Annotated in this window: 15 protein-coding genes; 8 read left to right on the top strand and 7 right to left on the bottom strand. The window is 40.3% G+C overall.

Going from position 1 to position 20,332, the window contains the following annotated elements; all coding sequences use genetic code 11:
* Positions 1 to 60: 60 nt before the first annotated feature.
* Positions 61 to 816: an amino acid ABC transporter ATP-binding protein gene (locus tag NOS7107_RS07350; RefSeq protein ID WP_015112349.1), complete on the bottom strand. Its 756-nt coding sequence runs from the start codon at positions 814 to 816 to the stop codon at positions 61 to 63.
* An 18-nt stretch (positions 817 to 834) separates the two neighbouring features.
* Between NOS7107_RS07350 and NOS7107_RS07345 the strand changes: the two genes are divergently transcribed.
* Positions 835 to 2,373, top strand: coding sequence for an ABC transporter permease subunit (locus tag NOS7107_RS07345; protein WP_015112348.1), 1,539 nt, complete (start codon positions 835 to 837; stop codon positions 2,371 to 2,373).
* A 190-nt stretch (positions 2,374 to 2,563) separates the two neighbouring features.
* Here the strand turns inward: NOS7107_RS07345 and NOS7107_RS07340 are convergent, their stop codons facing one another.
* From NOS7107_RS07340 to NOS7107_RS07330, 3 genes are all read right to left on the bottom strand, one after another.
* On the bottom strand, positions 2,564 to 3,055 hold the full coding sequence (locus NOS7107_RS07340; protein WP_015112347.1) for a YajQ family cyclic di-GMP-binding protein: 492 nt from the start codon (positions 3,053 to 3,055) through the stop codon (positions 2,564 to 2,566).
* A 70-nt stretch (positions 3,056 to 3,125) separates the two neighbouring features.
* Positions 3,126 to 3,521, bottom strand: a complete 396-nt coding sequence (locus NOS7107_RS07335; protein WP_015112346.1) for an MAPEG family protein — start codon at positions 3,519 to 3,521, stop codon at positions 3,126 to 3,128.
* Between the two features lie 94 nt (positions 3,522 to 3,615).
* Positions 3,616 to 4,119, bottom strand: a complete 504-nt coding sequence (locus NOS7107_RS07330) for a hypothetical protein (protein WP_015112345.1) — start codon at positions 4,117 to 4,119, stop codon at positions 3,616 to 3,618.
* Between the two features lie 249 nt (positions 4,120 to 4,368).
* Between NOS7107_RS07330 and NOS7107_RS07325 the strand changes: the two genes are divergently transcribed.
* A complete protein-coding gene (locus NOS7107_RS07325) occupies positions 4,369 to 4,785 on the top strand; it encodes an SRPBCC family protein (protein ID WP_015112344.1) in 417 nt (138 codons plus the stop codon).
* 84 nt (positions 4,786 to 4,869) lie between these two features.
* Here NOS7107_RS07325 and NOS7107_RS07320 read toward each other — a convergent pair whose 3' ends face one another.
* The gene (locus tag NOS7107_RS07320; protein WP_015112343.1) at positions 4,870 to 5,964 is read right to left on the bottom strand and encodes a phosphotransacetylase family protein; all 1,095 of its coding nucleotides are present in this window, start codon (positions 5,962 to 5,964) and stop codon (positions 4,870 to 4,872) included.
* Positions 5,965 to 6,400: 436 nt separating this feature from the next.
* Positions 6,401 to 6,775, bottom strand: coding sequence for a type IV pilus biogenesis protein EbsA (gene ebsA, locus NOS7107_RS07315; RefSeq protein ID WP_015112342.1), 375 nt, complete (start codon positions 6,773 to 6,775; stop codon positions 6,401 to 6,403).
* 521 nt (positions 6,776 to 7,296) lie between these two features.
* Here ebsA and NOS7107_RS07310 point away from each other — a divergent pair.
* Together NOS7107_RS07310 and NOS7107_RS07305 are read left to right on the top strand one after the other, a co-directional pair.
* Entirely contained in the window at positions 7,297 to 8,703 is a 1,407-nt protein-coding gene (locus NOS7107_RS07310) for a glycosyltransferase family 2 protein (protein ID WP_015112341.1), read from the top strand.
* A 126-nt stretch (positions 8,704 to 8,829) separates the two neighbouring features.
* On the top strand, positions 8,830 to 9,630 hold the full coding sequence (locus NOS7107_RS07305; RefSeq protein WP_015112340.1) for a DUF928 domain-containing protein: 801 nt from the start codon (positions 8,830 to 8,832) through the stop codon (positions 9,628 to 9,630).
* 85 nt (positions 9,631 to 9,715) lie between these two features.
* Here NOS7107_RS07305 and dnaX read toward each other — a convergent pair whose 3' ends face one another.
* Positions 9,716 to 12,898, bottom strand: coding sequence for a DNA polymerase III subunit gamma/tau (gene dnaX, locus NOS7107_RS07300; RefSeq protein WP_015112339.1), 3,183 nt, complete (start codon positions 12,896 to 12,898; stop codon positions 9,716 to 9,718).
* 135 nt (positions 12,899 to 13,033) lie between these two features.
* On the opposite strand from dnaX, the gene NOS7107_RS28950 reads away from it, so the two are divergent.
* The 4 genes from NOS7107_RS28950 to NOS7107_RS07285 all read left to right on the top strand — a co-directional run bounded on the left by NOS7107_RS28950 (position 13,034) and on the right by NOS7107_RS07285 (position 20,306).
* Entirely contained in the window at positions 13,034 to 13,201 is a 168-nt protein-coding gene (locus NOS7107_RS28950) for a hypothetical protein (RefSeq protein WP_172641447.1), read from the top strand.
* Positions 13,131 to 13,823, top strand: a complete 693-nt coding sequence (locus tag NOS7107_RS07295; RefSeq protein WP_172641477.1) for a hypothetical protein — start codon at positions 13,131 to 13,133, stop codon at positions 13,821 to 13,823. Before NOS7107_RS28950 ends, NOS7107_RS07295 begins: the two co-directional genes overlap by 71 nt.
* A gap of 154 nt (positions 13,824 to 13,977) precedes the next feature.
* A complete protein-coding gene (locus tag NOS7107_RS07290) occupies positions 13,978 to 17,979 on the top strand; it encodes a tetratricopeptide repeat protein (RefSeq protein WP_015112337.1) in 4,002 nt (1,333 codons plus the stop codon).
* Positions 17,980 to 18,086: 107 nt separating this feature from the next.
* Positions 18,087 to 20,306: a substrate-binding domain-containing protein gene (locus tag NOS7107_RS07285; RefSeq protein WP_015112336.1), complete on the top strand. Its 2,220-nt coding sequence runs from the start codon at positions 18,087 to 18,089 to the stop codon at positions 20,304 to 20,306.
* Positions 20,307 to 20,332: the final 26 nt, after the last annotated feature.

The following is a 20,332-nucleotide window of genomic DNA, read 5'->3' as shown; positions in this document are numbered from 1 at the left end:
GAGTGCTGCGTACTGAGTGAAAAGTTATAAATTATTCCTCCGTACCCCTTATTCCTGAGCTTACTTAGCACTCAGGCGGCTAAGGAAAGTACGCAGGCGATCACTTTGGGGATTTGTGATCAATTCGTAAGCTGTACCTTGTTCAGCTACTACACCTTTATCCATAAATATCACCCGATGGGCAACTTCTTTGGCAAATTGCATTTCATGGGTGACGACTACCATTGTCATTCCCTCGGCTGCTAATTGCTGCATAACTTGTAAAACTTCACCCACAAGTTCAGGATCTAAGGCACTGGTAGGCTCATCAAATAGCATAATCTGGGGATTCATACATAAACTACGAGCGATCGCCACTCTTTGCTTTTGTCCGCCAGATAATTGTTCGGGATAAGCTGAGGCTTTATCAAATAAACCCACTTTTTCTAAAAATAATCCTGCGAGTTGGGCGCTTTCTTTGGCAGTTTTGCCTAAAACTTTACGCGGTGCAAGTGTTAAATTTTCCAATACGCTGAGATGGGGAAACAAATTGAATTGTTGAAAAACCATCCCGACTTGGGTACGAAGTTGACGTAGTTGTTGATTGTTGAAGTTAGATTGAGATAATTCAATTCCATTCACTACCAAGGAACCGTGATCAACTCGTTCTAAACGGTTGAAGCATCGCAGTAAAGTACTTTTCCCACAACCAGAAGCACCAATCACCGCTACAACTTCCCCTGAGTGAATTTCGCCTGTGATTCCTTGGAGAACTTTGAGGGAACCAAAGTTTTTTTCAATATTTTCAAAAATAATGATAGGGTTAGAATTTTTCATAGCCCATGATAAATAAAGATGATTAGATTAAATTTTAGGCGTTGGTGGCGCTGGTTGTTGGTAGTTGGTTTGAGTTGTGCCTTACTAACTGGGTGTAGTGTGAATGATAGTACTAGCAAAACTCTGCGGATAGCAACTGAACCAGCGTTTCCGCCCTTTGAGTTTCAAGACGCAGGCGGCAAATTGCAAGGTTTTTCCTATGATTTAATGAATGCGATCGCTGTTGCTGCTAATTTTAAAGTAAGTTTTCAAAGCATACCTTTTGATGGCATTATCCCCGCAGTCCAAGCCAAAACTATAGATGCGGCGATTAGTTCGATCACAATTACCAAAGAACGCGCCCAGACAGTTGATTTTTCCCGTCCTTATTTTAAAGCGGGATTAGCGATCGCAGTTCGTAACAACAATCAAGATATCACTAGTTTGGATAGTCTCAAGAATAAAAAACTAGCCGTCCAAATTGGCACAACTGGCGCAGAAAAGGCTAAAAGTATTCCCGGTGTGCAAATTCGCAGTTTTGATTCTGCACCTTTAGCCTTGCAAGAATTACTGAATGGTAATGTGGATGCAGTAATTAACGATGCACCTGTAACTTTATATGCCATTAATACAGGTAACTTGCAAGGAATTAAAATCATTCAGCAATTACTCACAGAAGAATATTATGGAATTGCCACAGCGAAAAACTCGCCTCATTTAACACTCATTAATGATGGTTTAGATAGAGTTCTCAAAAATGGCGAGTATTTCCAAATCTACAAAAAATGGTTTAAAGCAGAACCACCATTATTACCCGCTAAGTCTCCTTTTAAAAATCAGGCTAATGGAAATAAAGCTAATTTATTCACATCCTTAAGTATAATTTGGCGGGCTTTTCCCTTACTTTTACAAGGTGCATTGGTAACACTGCAATTAACAATTCTTTCTGTTGTGCTGGGTTTAGTTGGTGGTTCCCTAATAGGAATTGTTCGCCTTTCTCTGATTAAACCTGTACGTTGGTTAGCAAGAGCATATATAGATTTCTTTCGCGGAACGCCTTTGCTGGTACAGATTTTTATGATTTATTTTGGCATACCAGCACTTGCTCAACAACTTGGTTTTACCTTAAACTTTAACCCCTTAGTTGCGGGAGTATTCGCTTTAAGTTTAAATAGCGCCGCCTATATTGCCGAAATTGTCCGTGCGGGGATTCAATCTATTGAACCAGGGCAAACCGAAGCAGCGCAATCACTCGGTTTAAGTGCAACAGAAACTATGGGCTATGTAATTTTTCCCCAAGCTTTCCGGCGGATGATTCCACCTTTGGGTAATGAATTTATTAGTTTATTAAAAGATACCAGCTTGGTTTCAGTTATCGGTTTTGAAGAATTGCTACGTAAAGGACAACTGATTATTGCTGGTAACTATCGCGCCTTTGAAATTTATGCCGGTATAGCTTTAGTTTATTTGTGTTTGACACTACTTTCTTCCCAAGTATTTAGCAAATTAGAAGTGTGGATGAATCCGCTGAGACGGCAGAGGAAGTACAATATTAATTCTTCTACAAATTCTCTATAAAGATGTATAGCGGTAGTCAGATATGTTAGGACAATTTGGAAGCTTGAATGCCAGGAATAGTAAGACTTTTACTCCTGCTTTCTGCCTCCTGCCTTCTGCTTATCTTGGCGTTGAAAATAAAATAAACTGCCAACAAACAAAAACTCGCTGGCAGTTTATGGGAAAAACTTTAACTAAATTGAGGCATTTTCTAACGATAATTTGTAAATTGTAATGCAACTGGATAGTCTTCTTGTTTTAGCCGTTGGATGACAACTTGCAAATCATCTTTTGATTTTGCAGAAACTCGTACAGCATCACCTTGAATTGAAGCTTGTACCTTTTTAAATTCATCACGAATCAATTTAGAAATTTGCTTGGCGATATCTTGGCTGATACCTTTTTTGAGGGTAATTTCTTGACGTACACGATTACCACTAGCAGATTCAACTTTGCCAAAGTCAAAAATTTTCTGAGAGAGATTACGCTTGGCAGCCTTTTCTCGCAAAATGTTGTGTACAGAATCTAGGGTAAATTCACTGTCTGTATTCACAGTAACCGTTGTTTCACCTAACTCAACCGTAGTTTTAGTATCTTTCAGGTCGTATCGACTGGTAATATCTCGGACAACTTGATCAACAGCGTTAACTAATTCTTGTCGATCAAAATCGCTCACAATGTCAAAGGAGTAAGTTGAAGCCATAGAAAATGTTGAATTTGGGATTGTGGATGAGTCAATTGGTAATTGGTATTATCTCTCCTCTTCCCTGATTTTAATTATTTGCTTGCAGGATGCTAAAGAAGAAGAGAGTTGCAGAACCCAAAGAACCAATAGCAAACATCAACGATCTCAAAAGCGGTATATTCAAAATATAGAAGATAGAGTATAGCAAACGCGCCACCACAAAAGCGATCGCCGCCACCATAGCCACAGGAGAATTAACCTGAGTTATATAGGCCATCAGTGCTGCAACAGCAAAAATCATAAATGTTTCAAAAGAATTTTGATGCGCCCAAGTCGCTCTTTGAGCATAAGGTGGCAATTTATCAAACATAGCGCGAGGCGCGGAAATATCATATCCCACACTGACACGGGCATAACCAACCACCAAAAACGGCAGATAAATCAATATAGCCGCCGCTGCAATACAGTACAAAAAAATAGTCATTAGTTAATAGTCCATAGTTATTAGTCATTAGTCATTGGTCATTGGTCATTAGTAAATTGCAAATGACAAAGGACAAATGACAACGGATAAATGACTAATCAAAGTAAAACAAAGTTACTACTTTTCTTTGTTCTTCAGCATCTCCACAGGTTTGTAGCAGAGTGCGACTGTCATGAAAAGCAAAACAAATTAATTGCTGACAACGCGAGACAATCTCTTTGTTACAGATGTAACTAGCTTCAGCCAGAGACAGGTTATCATTACTAGGATTTTCGACCAAGTGCATTACCTGTTCTAACTGCTGCCGAGATTCTAAAGGCTGGCGTTCCAAGCTTTGGGGCAGAATCACAGTTAGCAAATTGGGATCAGCCCGCATTGCGCCCTTGATGGCGGCTGAATTCGTTCCTGTAGCCCCAGAGGTAATAATTCGATTGCCTGATAACACCAAAGCGTATGTCATCATTTCAATCAGATTTTGATGCGTAATCGGCACATGACGAGAACCCAGCAAAGCGATTCGCTTAGAACCTGTTTGCTGAATTGTCGCCAGTTCTTGCGCCAATGTATCAAGGTTAATTAGGTCTATTGACTGGCTCAAAGATAGAATTAATTAGAATTTAACGACCTAGATATCTTACCAAACAGAGTGTAGGTAGGAAGCTAGATGAAGTTAGAGATTGCTACAATTTTTGGAATTATTTAACTAAGTAGCTGGATACTTGTGTAAATAGTCAATGATCAATGGTCAAAATCAGCCTTTTTTTGGACTCTGGACTTATTGACCCCTCCGGGATGAGTGAGGTAGCCTGAATGCGAAATTCACCACATCTACGTGTTTTTGGAAAATATGAAATTCAGTCATACAGTCACAACCAACGCCGCACCGGAAAAAATCTGGGAGATATGGGTTGATGTGAATAACTGGCAAAAATGGGATACAGAACTAGAGTTCGCATCTATTGAAGGAGATTTCACCCTATGTGCTAAAGGAAAGCTAAAACCCAAGAATGCTCCTGTGTCTGTGTTTTTTATCTCGGAATTCGAGTCAAAAAAGAGCTATACATTTACCACTCAGTTGCCTTTATGCAAGCTCAACGTTAGACGTTATCTCACCGTAAACCAAAGCGGTACATTCTTTACACATGAGATTTCGTTCACTGGTCTTTTGTCTTTTTTATTCAGCAACCTATTAGGTCGAAAATTTCAAAAAGTGTTACCAGAAGTGATGGATAAACTCCGCAAGCTGGCTGAAGAAAGACACTGAGTACCATGACGAATGCTAGTTTTGAAGCAAAAACACAACTTTTAGCTGCATAGCTAACTGGCATCTTGGGTCGTTTTGTTCTGGCTAGGACAATGTTGCTGCTGGACTTAAGCCAAGTTTAAGTAATAGACGCTCAATGTCAAAATGCTCATTCATCAACTGGCGGATGCACTGTACCTTAATCGGTTCGTGGACGCGGACTTGACCAAAAGTCCGGTCAACAATTTCTACAGTTGTGAGGGTATCTAAGTCAACGGACAAAATCGGAATTTCTAGTTCTTCAGCACGGCTGAGAATAAATTGCGGGGGTGGTAATTGTCCTGTGAGGATCAGACATTGGGTTGAGGTTTCTAAAGCTGCTTGTTGAATTTCTACCCGATCGCCTCCTGTGACTACTGCCATGTTACGCCGTTTGCGGAAATACTTGACGGCTGCATTGACGTTCATTGCGCCAATTGCCAAACTTTCTACCATCAAATCTAAGCGATCGCTGCGACAGAGAACTTCAGCTTTTAACTGGTTTACTAGTTCACCCACGCTGACACTTCGCAGTAAGTCATTTTTTGGTAGTGTTCCTAGTACGGCTATACCTTGCTGTTCTAAAAACGGACTAACAAGATTTTTGACAATTTCTAATTCCTTGGCTGGAATATCATTGAGGACAACACCAACCAAGCGATCGCCTACACGCTCTCTCGCCGCTAATAAAGCATCTAGGGACAGTAACGAGTTGTAACGAGTTACCAACAAAACAGCAGCATCTAATTCTTCTGCTACTTGTAAAGTCGATAAATCAAATAAATGCCCTTCTGTTAAATTGCCTGGCCCCTCCAGTAAGACTAAATCTCCGCGAGCAACTTGCAAATATTGCTGTACTAGCAACTGCCGATAATTATTGTTATCTTCGCCGCTTAAACGTTTCTGGACACTGACTTCATCTAAAGCCAGCATTGTAGGCGCAATGCGGTTTGCTGCTAGGTTAAGGCTTGAAGCAATAAACTGGACATCTTCTTCAACTATGGTGCCGCCAGATGTTCTCAAACAAGTTCCCAGCGGTTTACCGTAGGCTATATCCAGCCCTTTTTGCTGTAGCTGATAAGACAAACCCAAAACTGTTGCAGATTTTCCGCTATAAGTTTCGGTTGATCCAATCAGCAGATGTTTAGCAGATTTTGGCACACATGCACTCCTAAATTCAAAAGGAAGTAGAACCCAGCTAGTACAACAAGGCAAAAGTAAAAAGGCAAAAGTAAAAAGAAAGAATACTCATAACGCAAGCTTTTACCCATTTCCAATGGTCTGCCTATTTCCGCTGTGACGTACTAGGTGTTTCCTAATTTTAGTTTGTTCCAGCAAAAGACTTACGCTCTTAGTGAGCATAGTTTTTGAGAATTAACATTTTTTTGGTTAAAAAAATAGCTTTTATTCACAGTATTTATTCTAGAAAGTTACTAACTACTGGGTATTTAAAATAATGCTTTAACTGTTTTAGGCTTGATGCTAAGTCTATGAAATAGACTATATCTCAATGTTTGCAATAACCAATACCTGAGCTAGGTTCAAGGGAAAACAATTTCCCTTGCTATCCCATAACCTAGACTTTCAGGGAATTGTTTTATTCATCAATACGCAGCAACTTTCGGTAAAATGATTGGGAAAAGTCAGTCACCCGATAACGTTTATAATTGTCCATTAATTCAATTAAAAAACCAATAAACTCAAAGCTGGCCATCATCACTTCATAATTGAGATCAGCATTACCATCAAACTGCATTCGGCAGCGTGTCAAGTCTGAAGGCAGGGTGGCCACATTCCAGGAAGCCACAAAGGGAATATTGTCACTGGCTTCTATTTTGCGGTGTCCCTCGACAATGCCTTTTTGATAGAGACTGATGGCATAGGGCAAGAAATTCCGTTTTGTACCCTGAATATACGGCAAATAGACGCTTGCTTGCTGCTGAGTGGCAGGCTGTAGTTGCTCAATAGACATTGTTGAATATTCCTCAAGTTAGTTGAAACTGGGGATATTAGTAGTTGTCAATAGTATTCCCAAAAAAATAGCTGTAATACACACTACAAAGGAACTAGTCTGAAGAGGACGGGTCAAAACATGCCATAGTGCAAAAAAAATATTAATTTACGTAAACAAAAAATAAGTAATTCTTTGCATTTTGTCTTTTTAGTTTTGACTTTGTGATAGCAATACAAAAGTTACTACTAAGAAATATTAAAATTTCGGTTACAATAAGGCTGCATTAGCTTTTCTCAAAGCTGGGGCAGTAGCGGCAAAAAAACCTACTATTTAGGTAATAAACGCGCTGATTGCAATGTCTCACAACTATAAGCTGTGCCTATCTTGCGATTGCTTTGCTTAATTTAGAGTTGCCATCCCAAGGCAACTTGTTGTTGATGCAGCAGATAAACACAGATAGCAGAGTGGATGTTTGACGTTAAATAATTCCCAGCTTATTTATGGGTGTAGAAAAATACTGGTATTGCATTAAATAAACTATGCCAGCGAACTCCTGGCCTGAAAACGATTCATACAAAGAGCTTGACCCGCTTGATTCTCTGTTAGTTGACCTATCAGCTACGGAAGAGTCATTAGTTGAGACAAATAATTTGTCTCAACCATCCCGGTTTCAAGGACGTAGACGTAAAGCCGCTCTGGTATTGTCAATAGTTTGGAGTGGAACGATCGCTCTACACTTAGCTTCTTGGGCTTATATATTTGTCCTAGGATTGACCACAATTATGGGACTTCATGCCCTAGTAGTGGTATTTTCTAGACCCCGCCGCTATCAAAAAGAAATGCAGGGCGAATTACCCTCTGTATCTTTGTTAGTAGCTGCAAAAAATGAGGAAGCGGTAATTGGTAAATTAGTCAAGAGTCTTTGCAGTCTGGAATATCCAGATGGGCAATATGAAGTCTGGATAATTGACGATAACAGTACTGATAAAACACCGCAAATTTTAGTAGAACTCGCACAACAATACAAAAAACTCAAAGTCCTACGGCGTTCACCCCAAGCAGGTGGTGGTAAATCGGGAGCTTTAAATCAGGTTTTGCCACAAACGAAAGGCGAAATTATCGCTGTGTTTGATGCTGATGCTCAAGTGCCATCAGACTTGCTACTCCAGATAGTACCTTTGTTTCAAAGAGAAAAAGTCGGCGCGGTGCAGGTGCGGAAAGCGATCGCCAACGCCAAAGAAAATTTTTGGACTAAGGGTCAGATGGCAGAAATGGCACTGGACACTTGGTTCCAACAGCAGCGCATTGCTTTAGGTGGACTTGGCGAACTGCGAGGTAACGGTCAATTCGTCCGACGTACAGCCTTAGACAGTTGTGGTGGATGGAACGAGGAAACTATCACCGACGACTTGGATATGACCTTTCGTTTGCACTTAGACAACTGGGATATTGAGTGCGTATTCTCCCCAGCCGTGCAAGAAGAAGGTGTCACCAATGCGATCGCGCTTTGGCATCAGCGCAACCGTTGGGCAGAAGGTGGCTATCAGCGTTATTTAGATTACTGGGATCTGATTCTGAAAAACCGCATGGGTACCCGCAAAACCTGGGATATGCTCATGTTTATGATCACCATGTACATCTTGCCAACAGCTGCCATCCCAGATTTATTAATGGCAATTTCTCGGCATCGCCTACCACTACTAGGCCCAGTCACGACCTTATCTGTGTCTATGTCTGTTTTTGGCATGTTTGCCGGACTGAGACGGATACGCCAAGAGCAAAAATTCACTGTTGCTACCTATCCAGTGTTACTACTACAAACCCTACGCGGTACATTATATATGTTGCACTGGTTAGTAGTGATGAGTAGTACCACTGCCCGGATGTCCTTTAGGCCAAAGCGCCTGAAATGGGTAAAGACAGTGCATTCTGGTAGTGGAGATTAAAAAGGCAAAAATTAAAAAGTAAAAGGCAAAAGAATGTATTTCTTTTGCCTTTTTGTATAATGTAAAAACTAAATAATAAGCTTATTCAAATTTATAATTATAAAACTTTATTTTCTTTAAAATTTTATGAAATATCTAGCTATGTTTAATATGAAATATTTAGCAACAATTTCCATCACAGCTTTCCTATTAACCAACAGTATAACAACGGCTCAAATACAATCGGCACATTTGAGAAAAGATTCGCTTGTTCAAGTATCATCAGGAGTACCCATAAAATATCAAGGTGCTAACCACGGAGTAACAAATCGGCAGATGCCAGCAAGACTATACACTAATCATTGCTTGAGTGATGCTAGAAAAACTGAAGATAAAGTTTTAACCGCCCTAATACCAAAATATAATCCTGTACTGACGACTTCTGAGAATCCAACCTTTTTTTTCTATCTTCCCAAAACATCTAAAACCTATGTAAAAGCCTTTGATTTCATTTTAGAAAATGCAAATAAAGAGGTCGTTTATCAAGAAAGTTTTAAAATAAATAATCAGCCTGGAGTTTTTAAAATCAGCGTGCCAGCTAAGTTAAATCAGCCTTTACTTAAAATTAATCAAGATTACAGATGGATTTTCTCAGCAATTTGCGATTACTCAGATCGTTCTAGAGATTTAGTTGTGGGGGGATATTTAAAACGAATTAATCTTGAAAAAAGCTTAACAACTAACTTACAAAAGACTTCACTCAGAGAACGTGCAGCTATTTTAGCAGCATCTGGCATTTGGGATGATAGCTTGAAGACTTTAGCTGAATTACGTTTCAAAAAATTTCAGGATGCTGGATTAAAGGCTGATTGGCAAACTCTCTTAGAATCTGTAGACTTAGCGAAAATTGCTCAAGAACCTTTAGTTGGAGAGCTAAAAGCTAAGTAATATCAAGTCTAGAGATTACTTCTTCTCCGATAAAATCTACTAGCTGTTGAGACACTTTTGCCTTTTTACTTTTTACTTTTACCTTCTAATCATCTACTTCTGCTTCATCTACCCAGTCAGATGGAGTCATAGAACCAGAGAATTCTGAACCATCATCGGCAAAGCGGACAATTTGCCCGTCGAAAAATTGGGCTAAATGTTGCGCGGCTCTAGTCACTTCTTCCCATTCTTCAGAAGAATTTTGCGTAGGTTGTGGCGGTACAGGTTGGATATTAACAGTACCATTACCATTTGCGGAAAATTCGGTTTTGACTGGTGATTGCTGTACTTGTATTGGTGGAGGTGTGAAGGACTGCGGTGCTGGTGCTTGATGATGGTTGTTGTTTTTAGCAGGTGCAGGCTGCTGAACACCATTAGAAACGTTGTTTGATGGTTCTTTTTTTGCGGTAGAAGACGTTGCAGCCGTAGCTTTTTCAAGACTCACTTCAACGTTTCGGTTGACAGTCTGCTGAAAAGCACCTGCAATCATAGTGAGATCAGACTTAACTTTGTCGTACCATGCAGGTTTTACACCTACACGCGCACTATTACCATCAAATTCTATGAGATGGCACATTTGCCCTAACAATGCCCGACGGGGAATTTGCTGAATGTTGCTGAGTACTTGCTGCCAAATTGCGGTTAAATCTAATTCTGCGGCCACTGTTACAGGGGTGACTGGCTGTGTGGGTGCTGGTGAAGTAATTGGTGGTGGTGGCGGTGAGATAGCTTGCTGCTGTAAAGGTGCTGGGGCGGCTGGTTGAGTTGCTGGTGGTGATGGGTGATGATTATTTTGTGGTGCAGGTATGCTGACTTTTGGTAAAACAACTGTGGCGGCTGGCTGAATACTGGCACTGGGTAATAATCCGAGCAATGTTACTTCTAACCACAAACGCGGCTGAGTCGTATTTTTAATTTGAACTTCCGCTGTTCGCAGGTGTTGTTGTCCTGCCAAAATTGTACTGATGTGTAAATTTTGTGCCAATTCAATTAAGGCTGACCAAGTTTGCCCAGTACAAACCACTAAATCTTGGCGATTGGGTGCAGTTTTGGCAATGAGTAAGTCGCGGTAGAGGTTAGCGAGATTTTGCAGAATAGTTAGTGGTTCTCTACCCCGATCAAGGATGTAACGACTACAATCTAAAATTGCTTCTGGATTATCTTGAGCGATCGCACCCAATAATGCTAACAAATCTCGTTCGCTGACGGAACCAACTAAATCCCACACTCTATCGGGTGTGACTTGCCCAGATAACAAGGCTAATTGGTCAAGTAAACTCTCCGCATCCCGTAACCCACCTTGGGATATTTGCGCTACTAAGGTGACGGCTGCTTCGGAAATATCAATACTTTCCTTCCAGGCGATCGCATTTAAATGCTTCACCATCGCCTCTAGTTGAATGCGTCTAAAATCAAACCGCTGACAGCGAGAAATAATTGTTGGTAAAACTCGCTGGGGGTCGGTGGTTGCTAGTACAAATACTACGTGCTTAGGAGGTTCTTCTAGTGTTTTGAGTAATGCGTTGAATGCCTGGGTACTGAGCATGTGACAGTTATGAACTAAAAGTCCATTTGCCACAAAGTTATGATTGTCCGCGACTTCAATATCATAAACTCGCTCAATTCCATCGAGGTGAACAGATTCTACCGTTTCCAAACTTGTAATCCATTGTTGGGATGGAATATTGTTGGAGTTCTGCCAACCATTTTCTACTACTATTTGCGCCCATCCAAATATAGTTGTATTGCTTACCTGTACTATTTCTGATGTAACACTTTGTTTTTGCTGTGTATCCCATATTTGTAAGCCAACTGGCAATAAGTTGGTTTTCTTGAGCAGAGAATCCTTCTGTATGTAACTGAATTTGAGGGCTACCTGCTGGTGTAAGGCTGAGTGAGCCATCATCGCAATACCACCAAGCAAGTCCTTCTGGAGTAATTCGATTGAGCCAGTCCATTGACACAATTTTTCTATCCCCATTCGGTTTGACGATCTCAAAGACATCTTTGAGTTGGGGATGACACATGGTGTTACAGGTAACTGATATGTTTCCATATCCTTTGTTATCTGTAATTCCCAGCTTGGGACACAATTGTTGAAGGCGATGTGCTTTGTATTCCAGCCATTCTCCCTGGCTTTCACCATGTGTCCAACACAATCTAGGGAATCTACTGTGTTTGTTGGGGTAAGAGATGGCACAATCCCCCAGCAAAGTGCCGTAGATAAGTCCGAATACCTCTGGTTGTAGAACAGAGGCTTTTTCCAGAAATCTTTCTGTTCTAAGTTGCCAAATCCCGTGTCCTTTTTTATACGGATTTCTTCGCCAATGAGATTGTATGCTGGTAATGCCTTTACCTTTTTGCTGTAAATAGGTAGGGACATGGAGTTTTTCTCCGCATCCGCAAGCACACAAAGGTCGGAGCAATTCTGCTGCTTGAAGAATAGATTCCAAGTCGTAGGATCTTTGCCCGTATTTGTTGCCTTTAAACTGGTGTCCGCTAACAAATCGCCGGATGCGTCCATCCGTACCATATTTGTAAATGAAGTTGCCGCAGCCACATTCACAGGGGATAGTATCTTCGCTCCTTCTTTTACGTTCTTTGCTGGTATCCATCCCTGCGCTGTTCTAATTAAATGATTCTCAGTACATTTGATTAAGCCCTTCGTTGTCTTAATGACCAGAGTAGGGCGTTCTCCTTGGTCTAACCATCTAAGTACTTTTTTAAATTCCCATTGGCCAGATGAGTCGTTATAACTAAGAACTCTCTTGCCTTTAAGTTTGGGATTGTCAATTCTAATAAGTCCCTCATCAGTCAATACCAGAGAATCTCCAGTGAGGCATTCGTCTATTACATATACTTTATACCGACACTGCACTGGGGCAAACTGTGATTTTTCGATCAGTTCACGGATATTATCGACACCAGTGTTACTGGCCGCATCAATTTCAATTACATCTAAAGAATAGCCTTTAGTGATTCCCTGACAGACATCACAGACACCACAAGGTTCGGCTGTTGGAGTGTCACTTTTGAGACAATTGAGAGATTTCGCCAGAATTCTGGCACTAGATGTTTTACCCGTACCTCTTGGCCCGGTAAACAAATAAGCCGGGGCAATTTTAGCTGTACGGATAGCATTAATTAAGGTGGTAGCGATCGCCTCTTGCCCCACTAGTTCAGCAAAACTTTTTGGACGATACTTGTGGTGCAGGGGTTCGTAAGGCATGGAAGGAAAATGTCAGTCCATTTTCAGAATAAATTTGAGATTAAACGCCTAACTTGGCGTTCACATATTTTAAACGCAGCGTGTCTGTTTTTTATTATAGTACATTTGAACTAAGTAAGTGCAGACCATTGACTAATGACTAAGAATGTACATTTTCTTAACTGCACCAACGCCATCGTCCAGAGCGATCGCTACAATCTTAGGGTAGACAATACACTTTATGGTGCGGCAAATGCTCAAGCGGTTAATTCAATGGCTCAAAAACCTCTTCCAGAGTTTGTTTGGGAGAAAATCGACTCCTAAAAAAGCCGAGGTGAATGTCCAACAAGAGTCAGCACCGCCTCTGAGTGATACGGATTTAGAATTTCTGTTCACTGAACTTTTAGAAGGAGTAAATCAGGCGCGAGGACAAGCTTGGGCGCTCAAGTGGCTGCACAATATTGAGCATCGTGTTTCTTCAGAACGTTGGATAGAGTGGTTACGCCGCTTTGGCGAAAGATTACTAGCAGCACCTACACCAAATAATGAGTTAGCCGCGCGGTTAGTCCAACTGGGTGATTTAGGTGTTGGAGAAATTGGTAATGAGGCTTACGAAATTGGAATGCAGTTGTTAACCCGTAATTCTGGTAATTCTGGTGAATCTATCTGGGAATATGACGGGCCAGATGCTGTCGGCACATTCCCATCATCAGAAAACTATGTAGAATCAGAAGACACAGAAACAGTTGACAATGGCTCAGAAGGAGATTACCAAACTGTCACCTTAGAACAGTTGTTTGGCATGATGCAGGAAGATCACAACTTACGTCAGCAGATTTCTCAGCAACTCGGAATTGAATCTGACGATCCAGAAGTGATTATCAAGGAGTTGGTGAATCAATACTATATGCCTAGTAACTCAACTTCAGATGAAGCACCAGCGTGAGTCAATGGATAACAACTAACAAAGTTTTGTATATTTTTGATAAACATCTACCAGATAAACCCTTTAATAGCAGTGGGTTTCACGCAAATCTAGGCTTTTTTGACATAACGATCGCTACAATCTAGGATAAACAAAACCTTCAGAGTATGTGCAGATGCTCACGCAGCTATGGCAGTGGCTTAAAACACATTCAAACCAGCCCACTGGTAGTAAACAGACTTTAAAAACCTTTAGGGAACAGGAGATGGTAGAACCACCTCCTGAATTAACTAATGCTGATTTGGAACTTCTGTTTACCCAACTGCTAGAAGGGGTACATCAAGGACGAGGACAAATATGGGCTATCAGATATCTCCAACGCATGGAAGACCGTATTAGTACAGAACGTTGGATAGATTGGTTACTCAGCTTTGGTGAAAGATTGTTAATCTCACCTGCGCCTAATCAGCAGTTAGGAACGCAGATGGTACAACTTGGGGAACTCAACATTGGCAAAGTTGGTGAACTGTCCTATGACATTGGTATCCGATTAATGACGCGGGATACGGATGAATGGGATCAAGCCGTTGGGGAGAGTCAAGAAAGTAATTCTGTGGTAAATACTCCGGGACAAAGTTTACTGCGTAACTTGGGTGAATCGTTGTGGGAATATGACGAATTAGCACCTCCAGCGACTGCACAACCGCCAGCAAACGCAGTTGATGAAGTTTCTACAGAAAATGTCGAAGAAATCATCTGGGAATATACAGGGGAAGAATTTGTAGTTCGGACGATACCTCAAGAATCTCCTATAGAAAACACTGATGTACCAGTTTGGGAGTATACAGGGGGAGAATTCATTACTACACCACCCCAGGAAATTGCAACGGAAAATCTAGCAGAAATCCGTTGGGAGTACACAGAAGCAGAATTAGCAGATAGTACATCACCCCAAGAATATCCAATAGAGAACACAGATGTATCGGTTTGGGAGTATACAGGGGAAGAATTCACCACTACATCACCCCAGGAATATCCAATAGAGAACACAGATGTATCAGCTTGGGAGTATACAGGGGAAGAATTCACTACTACATCACCCCAGGAAATGGCAGCAGAAAATCAGGAAAAAATCTCTTGGGAATATACTGGAGAGGAATTTGCTCCGACCACAGCAGTAGCTTTTCTGGCTCCGGCGGCGGAAGATGTGATTGGTAATTTAAGTGAATTGTCTTTGGAATACCCTGAAGAACAGACAAGGCTGGTTAGAAAAGAATATTCAGGAAATTCTTGGGAGCAGTATTTAGCAAATTTAGATCCAAATGTCGCCTATACTCTAGATGAATTGTTGGGAAGGTTAGACCAAAGCGCACATTTAGTACAGCAGTTGGCGATGAATCTGACAACACAAGCTAACCCGTCTCCGACTACGACAACTAATCCGGCAAATACAGCAATTCAAGCACAAGCTTGGTTTTATCAAGGTTTGCAACAAGCCAAAACCGGAGATTTGGCAAGTGCGATCGCTTCTTATGATCGCGCCATTGAATTGCAACCGGAATCTTATGAATATTGGTTTAATCGCGGCTTGACTTTGTTCCATTTAGAACGTTTCGCTGAAGCCGTGGCGGCCTATGACACAGCGATTGACCTGAAACCAGACCATTACAAAGCTTGGTACAATCGCGGCGGAACTTTGGGAGAATTGGGATTATTTGCCGAAGCGATCGCGTCTTTTAGTCAAGCCATCGAAATCCATCCCAATTATCCAGAAGCTTGGGCGAGTAAGGCTCTAGCGCTGCTGAAATTAGGGCAAGTTTGGGAGGCCATTACCAGTTACGATCAAGCCTTAGAATTGCAACCCCAAGACCCGGAAACATGGTATTACCGGGGTATTGCTTTTGCTGTGAGTGAGCAATATACAGAAGCTATCGCCTCTTACAATCAAGCGTTAGAACTACAACCAGACTATTACGAAGTTTGGATTGACCGGGGTGTGGTGCTGTTTAATTTAAAACAGTGGTCAGAAGCGATCGCTTCTTGGGATAAAGCCCTGGCTGCTCAACCTGATTTTTATTTAGCTTGGTATAACCGAGGTGTAGCGCTAGATAACTTAGTCAGAAGAGAAGAAGCGATCGCCTCCTATCAAAAAGCGATCGCTATCAAACCTGACTTTCACCTCCCTTGGTACAATCAAGCCGTCGCCCTGTTTTATTTAGAACGATATACTGAGGCGATCGTGGCTTATGACAACGCCTTACAAATCAAACTCGATTATTGGGAAGCTTGGATTGGTCGAGGTACAGCGATCGGTCATGTACCTGATACAGAAACACTTGAGCATTTATTAACTAACGTCGCCGCCATTAACCCCGCCTTAAAACAAGGTGGTTACGCAGGTAAACTCGCCAGCTATGAACAAGGGTTAAAATATATCCGCCCAGATACTCACCCAGAGGGTTGGGGAAGGCTGCATTTAGCTATTGGTAATACCCATTATGAACAAGGTAAAAAACAACCTGCACCCCGGCAACATTGGCGCAAATCTGTATTTGAATATAATCAAGCATTATTAACTCTCAGTTGGGAAGGATTTCCCCTACTACATTTAGAAATACTGCAATCTTTAATTAAAGTCCTGTTGGGTTTAGGGCAAACTACACAAGCACAAGAATTACAACAACGTGCCGCTAATTTATTGCAAGAATTATTTAGTGACCCTGGGCGTTCTGATGAAAGTAAAAAACAGTTGGCACTCAGATTTGCGGGAATTGGGCAATTAGGCGTTGATTTTTTAGTAGAATCTGGTGATTTGGTAGAAGCTTGGGAACTAGCAGAACAGATCAAAAATGCTTGTTTACAGTGGTTGCTGTTTAGCTGGCAAGATGAAATTTATTCCCTCAACTATAGTTCAGTTCAACATTTACTTAACCCCACCACCGCAATTATTTACTGGCATATTAGCCCCGCTGCTCTGCACACCTTTATTATTAAAGATGGCGCTCCCTCACCTATTTTGGTATTTACTCCTGTCCAAGAACTAGGAAATAGATCATCAGAAATTAGTAAGCCGCTGCAAGAGTTACCTTTACCAGAAGCGACTAGAAGACTGATTGCATTTGAACATTGGTTAGAAGATTGGCATCAAACATACCAAGATTATTGCGACCAAGCCCAAGACCCGCAAACTAAAAGTAATCATCCTTGGCGATCGCAGATGGAACACAGACTCTTACATCTGCAAAAACTTCTGGAAATTTCCACAATTACCCAGGAACTTGAAGGCATCACAAATCTGATTTTAATACCTCACCGCGATTTATCAAGATTACCTTTACATGTTCTATTTAACCTGCCTAATTCTGAATCAGAAAACCTACATATTCAGTCGAGATTTATTACTAATTATTTGCCTAGCATCCAAATAGGTGTAAACTTACAACCAAGAAATATAGAGCAATTGCGAGAACAAAAATTTCTCAGTATTGAATCTCCCGCTAAGGCAAATTATTCTCCACCAAAATTTACCAAATTGGAATCAGAAGTGATTAGCCAAATGTTTGATTATCCTCATCGTATCCAAGAGGAAGCAGCAAATAAAACTAATGTAGAGAAGGCATTATCTGAAAATTTCAATATTTTTCATTTTACAGGTCAAGTTATTAACAATTTTGTTGAACCGACAAAATCAGAATTGATATTAGCTGGGGAAGACAAACTGACACTTACAGAAATCTGCCAAAAAAATCTTACTAGTTACGACTTAGTATTACTCTCAGCCTGTAAATTTGTGAGTAATATAAACCAGAGTGTGGCTACAGAATATGTCTCGATAGTTAATAGTTTTCTTTGTGGCGGAGTTCCCCAAATTATCAGCACTCTTTGGAACGTTGAATCATCTGCCAGCGCCTTATTAATTATCGAATTTTATCGCCGACTCCAAGTAAATAAATCATCAAACACCGCTTTAACAGAAGCTACTACATGGTTGCAAGAAGTTACAGCCGGAGAATTGACTATATGGTATGAAAATTTAATCAAAACTCTGCATCCTGATGAATTAAGAATTAGAACCTATTTAGCCACACATTTATATAGAATTAGCAAAATTGTGCCTGATAAAAAGCCATACAATCATCCTTATTATTGGGCAGGATTTATAATTACAGGGATTTGATTTTTTCATGCAGAGGTTTGATAAATTTTAGCGGAAAGTCTAATAGCTTTGAGCAAAAATTCAGTGTAGGATGCCACAGATAAAAGCGATCGCTAAGGGTTTCCGTCGTGGTTTATGAACAAATCAAAGCCAAATTACCTCAGAGATTTTTCTCTAAAGCTGAAAATCCACCAGTTACAGAACCGGAACCGCTTGTAACACCTGTAACTCTGCAACCACCAACGGCTATGGAGGTAGATGTCATCTACCGCAAATATCGCTGCTGGATGGGAAATCCTATAGGCTGCGAATGGCCAAAAAAAACGCTAGAACAAAACCCTACGGCTAAAACCTGCCAAAACTGTGGTTTTCCAGGAATTATCCCGCCAAAAACTGAATTCCGAGGATATAAAGGGCGATATCGCATTGATAACTATATCGGAAATCGCGGTCTAGGTCGTTTATATCAGGGAATTCAGCTAACAGACCAACAACCAGCAATTATTAAAGAATATTTATTACCCCAACAGGCTTTTAACGCCGAGGAAACTAGAGACCGGAAACAAGCCTTTGAACGCCTGGCGGGTTTAAGTTTAGCTGATGGAAGAATTCAAGATATTCGCTTGAATTTTCCTTGGGATGCGATCGCTGATCCAGTTGCCGAACGCTGCTATCTTGTTACTAATGGCAATATTGATGCTTATCCCACCCTCAGACAATACCTGACAACTACGAATCAATCTATGTCAGAGAGGGATGTGTACCGTGTTCTTGACCAAGTATTACAAACTCTACAATTTCTCCACGGTCAAAAATTTAGTCTTCCAACTGGACAAATACAACAGGGAATCGCCCACGGTAATATTAATTTAGATAGTCTGTTGATTATGGCAGATACCAAAGAGTTTTTTATTCATTTAAGTGATTTAGCTCTATGGGAAAATTTGTTTGATTTATCAACTAATAAAAATATTATTCCGACTGTTACTCAAGATTTAGTAGATTTAGGCTATGTGGCTTTTTATCTGTTAGCAGGTAATACCTTAGATTCAGATATTGACCCAAAAAAAGAGCAATATTGGCAATCAGTAACTCCAGATTTTAAAGCTTTTTTATTCAAACTTTTAGGGTTTGATTTACCATTTAATCATGCCGAGGAAGCAAGGCAAGCATTATTAAATCTTTATCAAGCTTTGCCTAGACAAGTATTAATAATCAACGAAAAACCAGAAAATAATAAAAATAAACTTTATCATCCTTCAATATTAATATTAAGTATCTTAGTGGCAATCTTTATTCTAGGATTAATTGCTTGGTTATTCCAAAAATTTAAATATCAAGAAACTCTAGTTGGAGAACCTGTAGTTTGTTGTTTAAAAACTGTGACTGGTGTACCTGCGGGAAAATTTAACTACACTGGGGAAAAAGAAAGTACTTGGAGTTTTATCCGAAGACAAAGCAACTTGATATTGCAAAATCAAACCCTAGAAGAAAAGTTAAAAGCAAGTCAGCCTAAATTGCAGTTAAGTTACAAGCCAGAAGATAGTATAGACCAAGTAATTGCTAATATTCAATTAGGCAAAACAGACTTTGCGATCGCTAATATGTTTGAACAATTTAGTCCCGAACTAAAACATCAAGCATTTGCTTATGATGGTTTAGTTGTATTTGTGGCTTTTAGTTACTCAAAACGTGATCAAAGTCTACCTCAAGCATTGAATGGTCAAATTAGTATTGAGCAAATACAAGATTTATATACAGGTAAAATTACTAATTGGAAACAATTAAAAGGAAGAAATCTACCTGATTTACCAGTAAAACTTTACATACCAAATGATGCAGAATCAATCAGAATATTTGAACATAGAGTACTCAAGAGTGAAAGCGCAATTAATGCTTTTCATAGTTTAAAAAACTCTACAATTAATATCACATCTTTATCTACCATAAATATGCTTCAGCAAGTATTGAATGACTTTGAAAAAGACGATATTACTACTCGTACAGGGAGTATAGGTTTTGCAACACTTAGTCAAGTATTTGGTCAATGTTCTGCTTATCCTTTAGCGATAGCAGATGGTAATAACACCGCGGTTCAAACTTTAGTACAAGATAATGGTAAATCAATAGATCCCAATACTGATCTATGTGATGATAAGGGCAGTTATAAGCCTAATATTGAAGTTTTTAAAACACGTAGCTATCCACTTGGTTATCCATTAGTTGTATTATATCCAGGGGATAACAGCCGTCCGCCTATTGGTCAAAAATTTGCTGAAATGCTGAGAACCACAGAAGTACAGCAAATATTAGAGAAAACTGGCTTAGTACCGCTACATGATCAATAGAGAAGAAGTATACTATCGGTTAGTAG

The organism is Nostoc sp. PCC 7107, assembly GCF_000316625.1.
Lineage (GTDB): Bacteria > Cyanobacteriota > Cyanobacteriia > Cyanobacteriales > Nostocaceae > Nostoc_B.
Note: the sequence above shows the minus strand (reverse complement) of the source record. Positions and strands in the feature narration are given on the sequence as shown.

Excerpts from the sequence above, each read along its gene's own strand:
- NOS7107_RS07350 (WP_015112349.1), bottom strand. The coding sequence starts at position 816 with ATGAAAAATTCTAACCCTATCATTATTTTTGAAAATATTGAAAAAAAC.
- NOS7107_RS07345 (WP_015112348.1), top strand. The coding sequence starts at position 835 with ATGATTAGATTAAATTTTAGGCGTTGGTGGCGCTGGTTGTTGGTAGTT.
- NOS7107_RS07340 (WP_015112347.1), bottom strand. The coding sequence starts at position 3,055 with ATGGCTTCAACTTACTCCTTTGACATTGTGAGCGATTTTGATCGACAA.
- NOS7107_RS07335 (WP_015112346.1), bottom strand. The coding sequence starts at position 3,521 with ATGACTATTTTTTTGTACTGTATTGCAGCGGCGGCTATATTGATTTAT.
- NOS7107_RS07325 (WP_015112344.1), top strand. The coding sequence starts at position 4,369 with ATGAAATTCAGTCATACAGTCACAACCAACGCCGCACCGGAAAAAATC.
- ebsA (WP_015112342.1), bottom strand. The coding sequence starts at position 6,775 with ATGTCTATTGAGCAACTACAGCCTGCCACTCAGCAGCAAGCAAGCGTC.
- NOS7107_RS07310 (WP_015112341.1), top strand. The coding sequence starts at position 7,297 with ATGCCAGCGAACTCCTGGCCTGAAAACGATTCATACAAAGAGCTTGAC.
- NOS7107_RS07305 (WP_015112340.1), top strand. The coding sequence starts at position 8,830 with ATGAAATATCTAGCTATGTTTAATATGAAATATTTAGCAACAATTTCC.
- dnaX (WP_015112339.1), bottom strand. The coding sequence starts at position 12,898 with ATGCCTTACGAACCCCTGCACCACAAGTATCGTCCAAAAAGTTTTGCT.
- NOS7107_RS28950 (WP_172641447.1), top strand. The coding sequence starts at position 13,034 with ATGACTAAGAATGTACATTTTCTTAACTGCACCAACGCCATCGTCCAG.
- NOS7107_RS07295 (WP_172641477.1), top strand. The coding sequence starts at position 13,131 with ATGCTCAAGCGGTTAATTCAATGGCTCAAAAACCTCTTCCAGAGTTTG.
- NOS7107_RS07290 (WP_015112337.1), top strand. The coding sequence starts at position 13,978 with ATGCTCACGCAGCTATGGCAGTGGCTTAAAACACATTCAAACCAGCCC.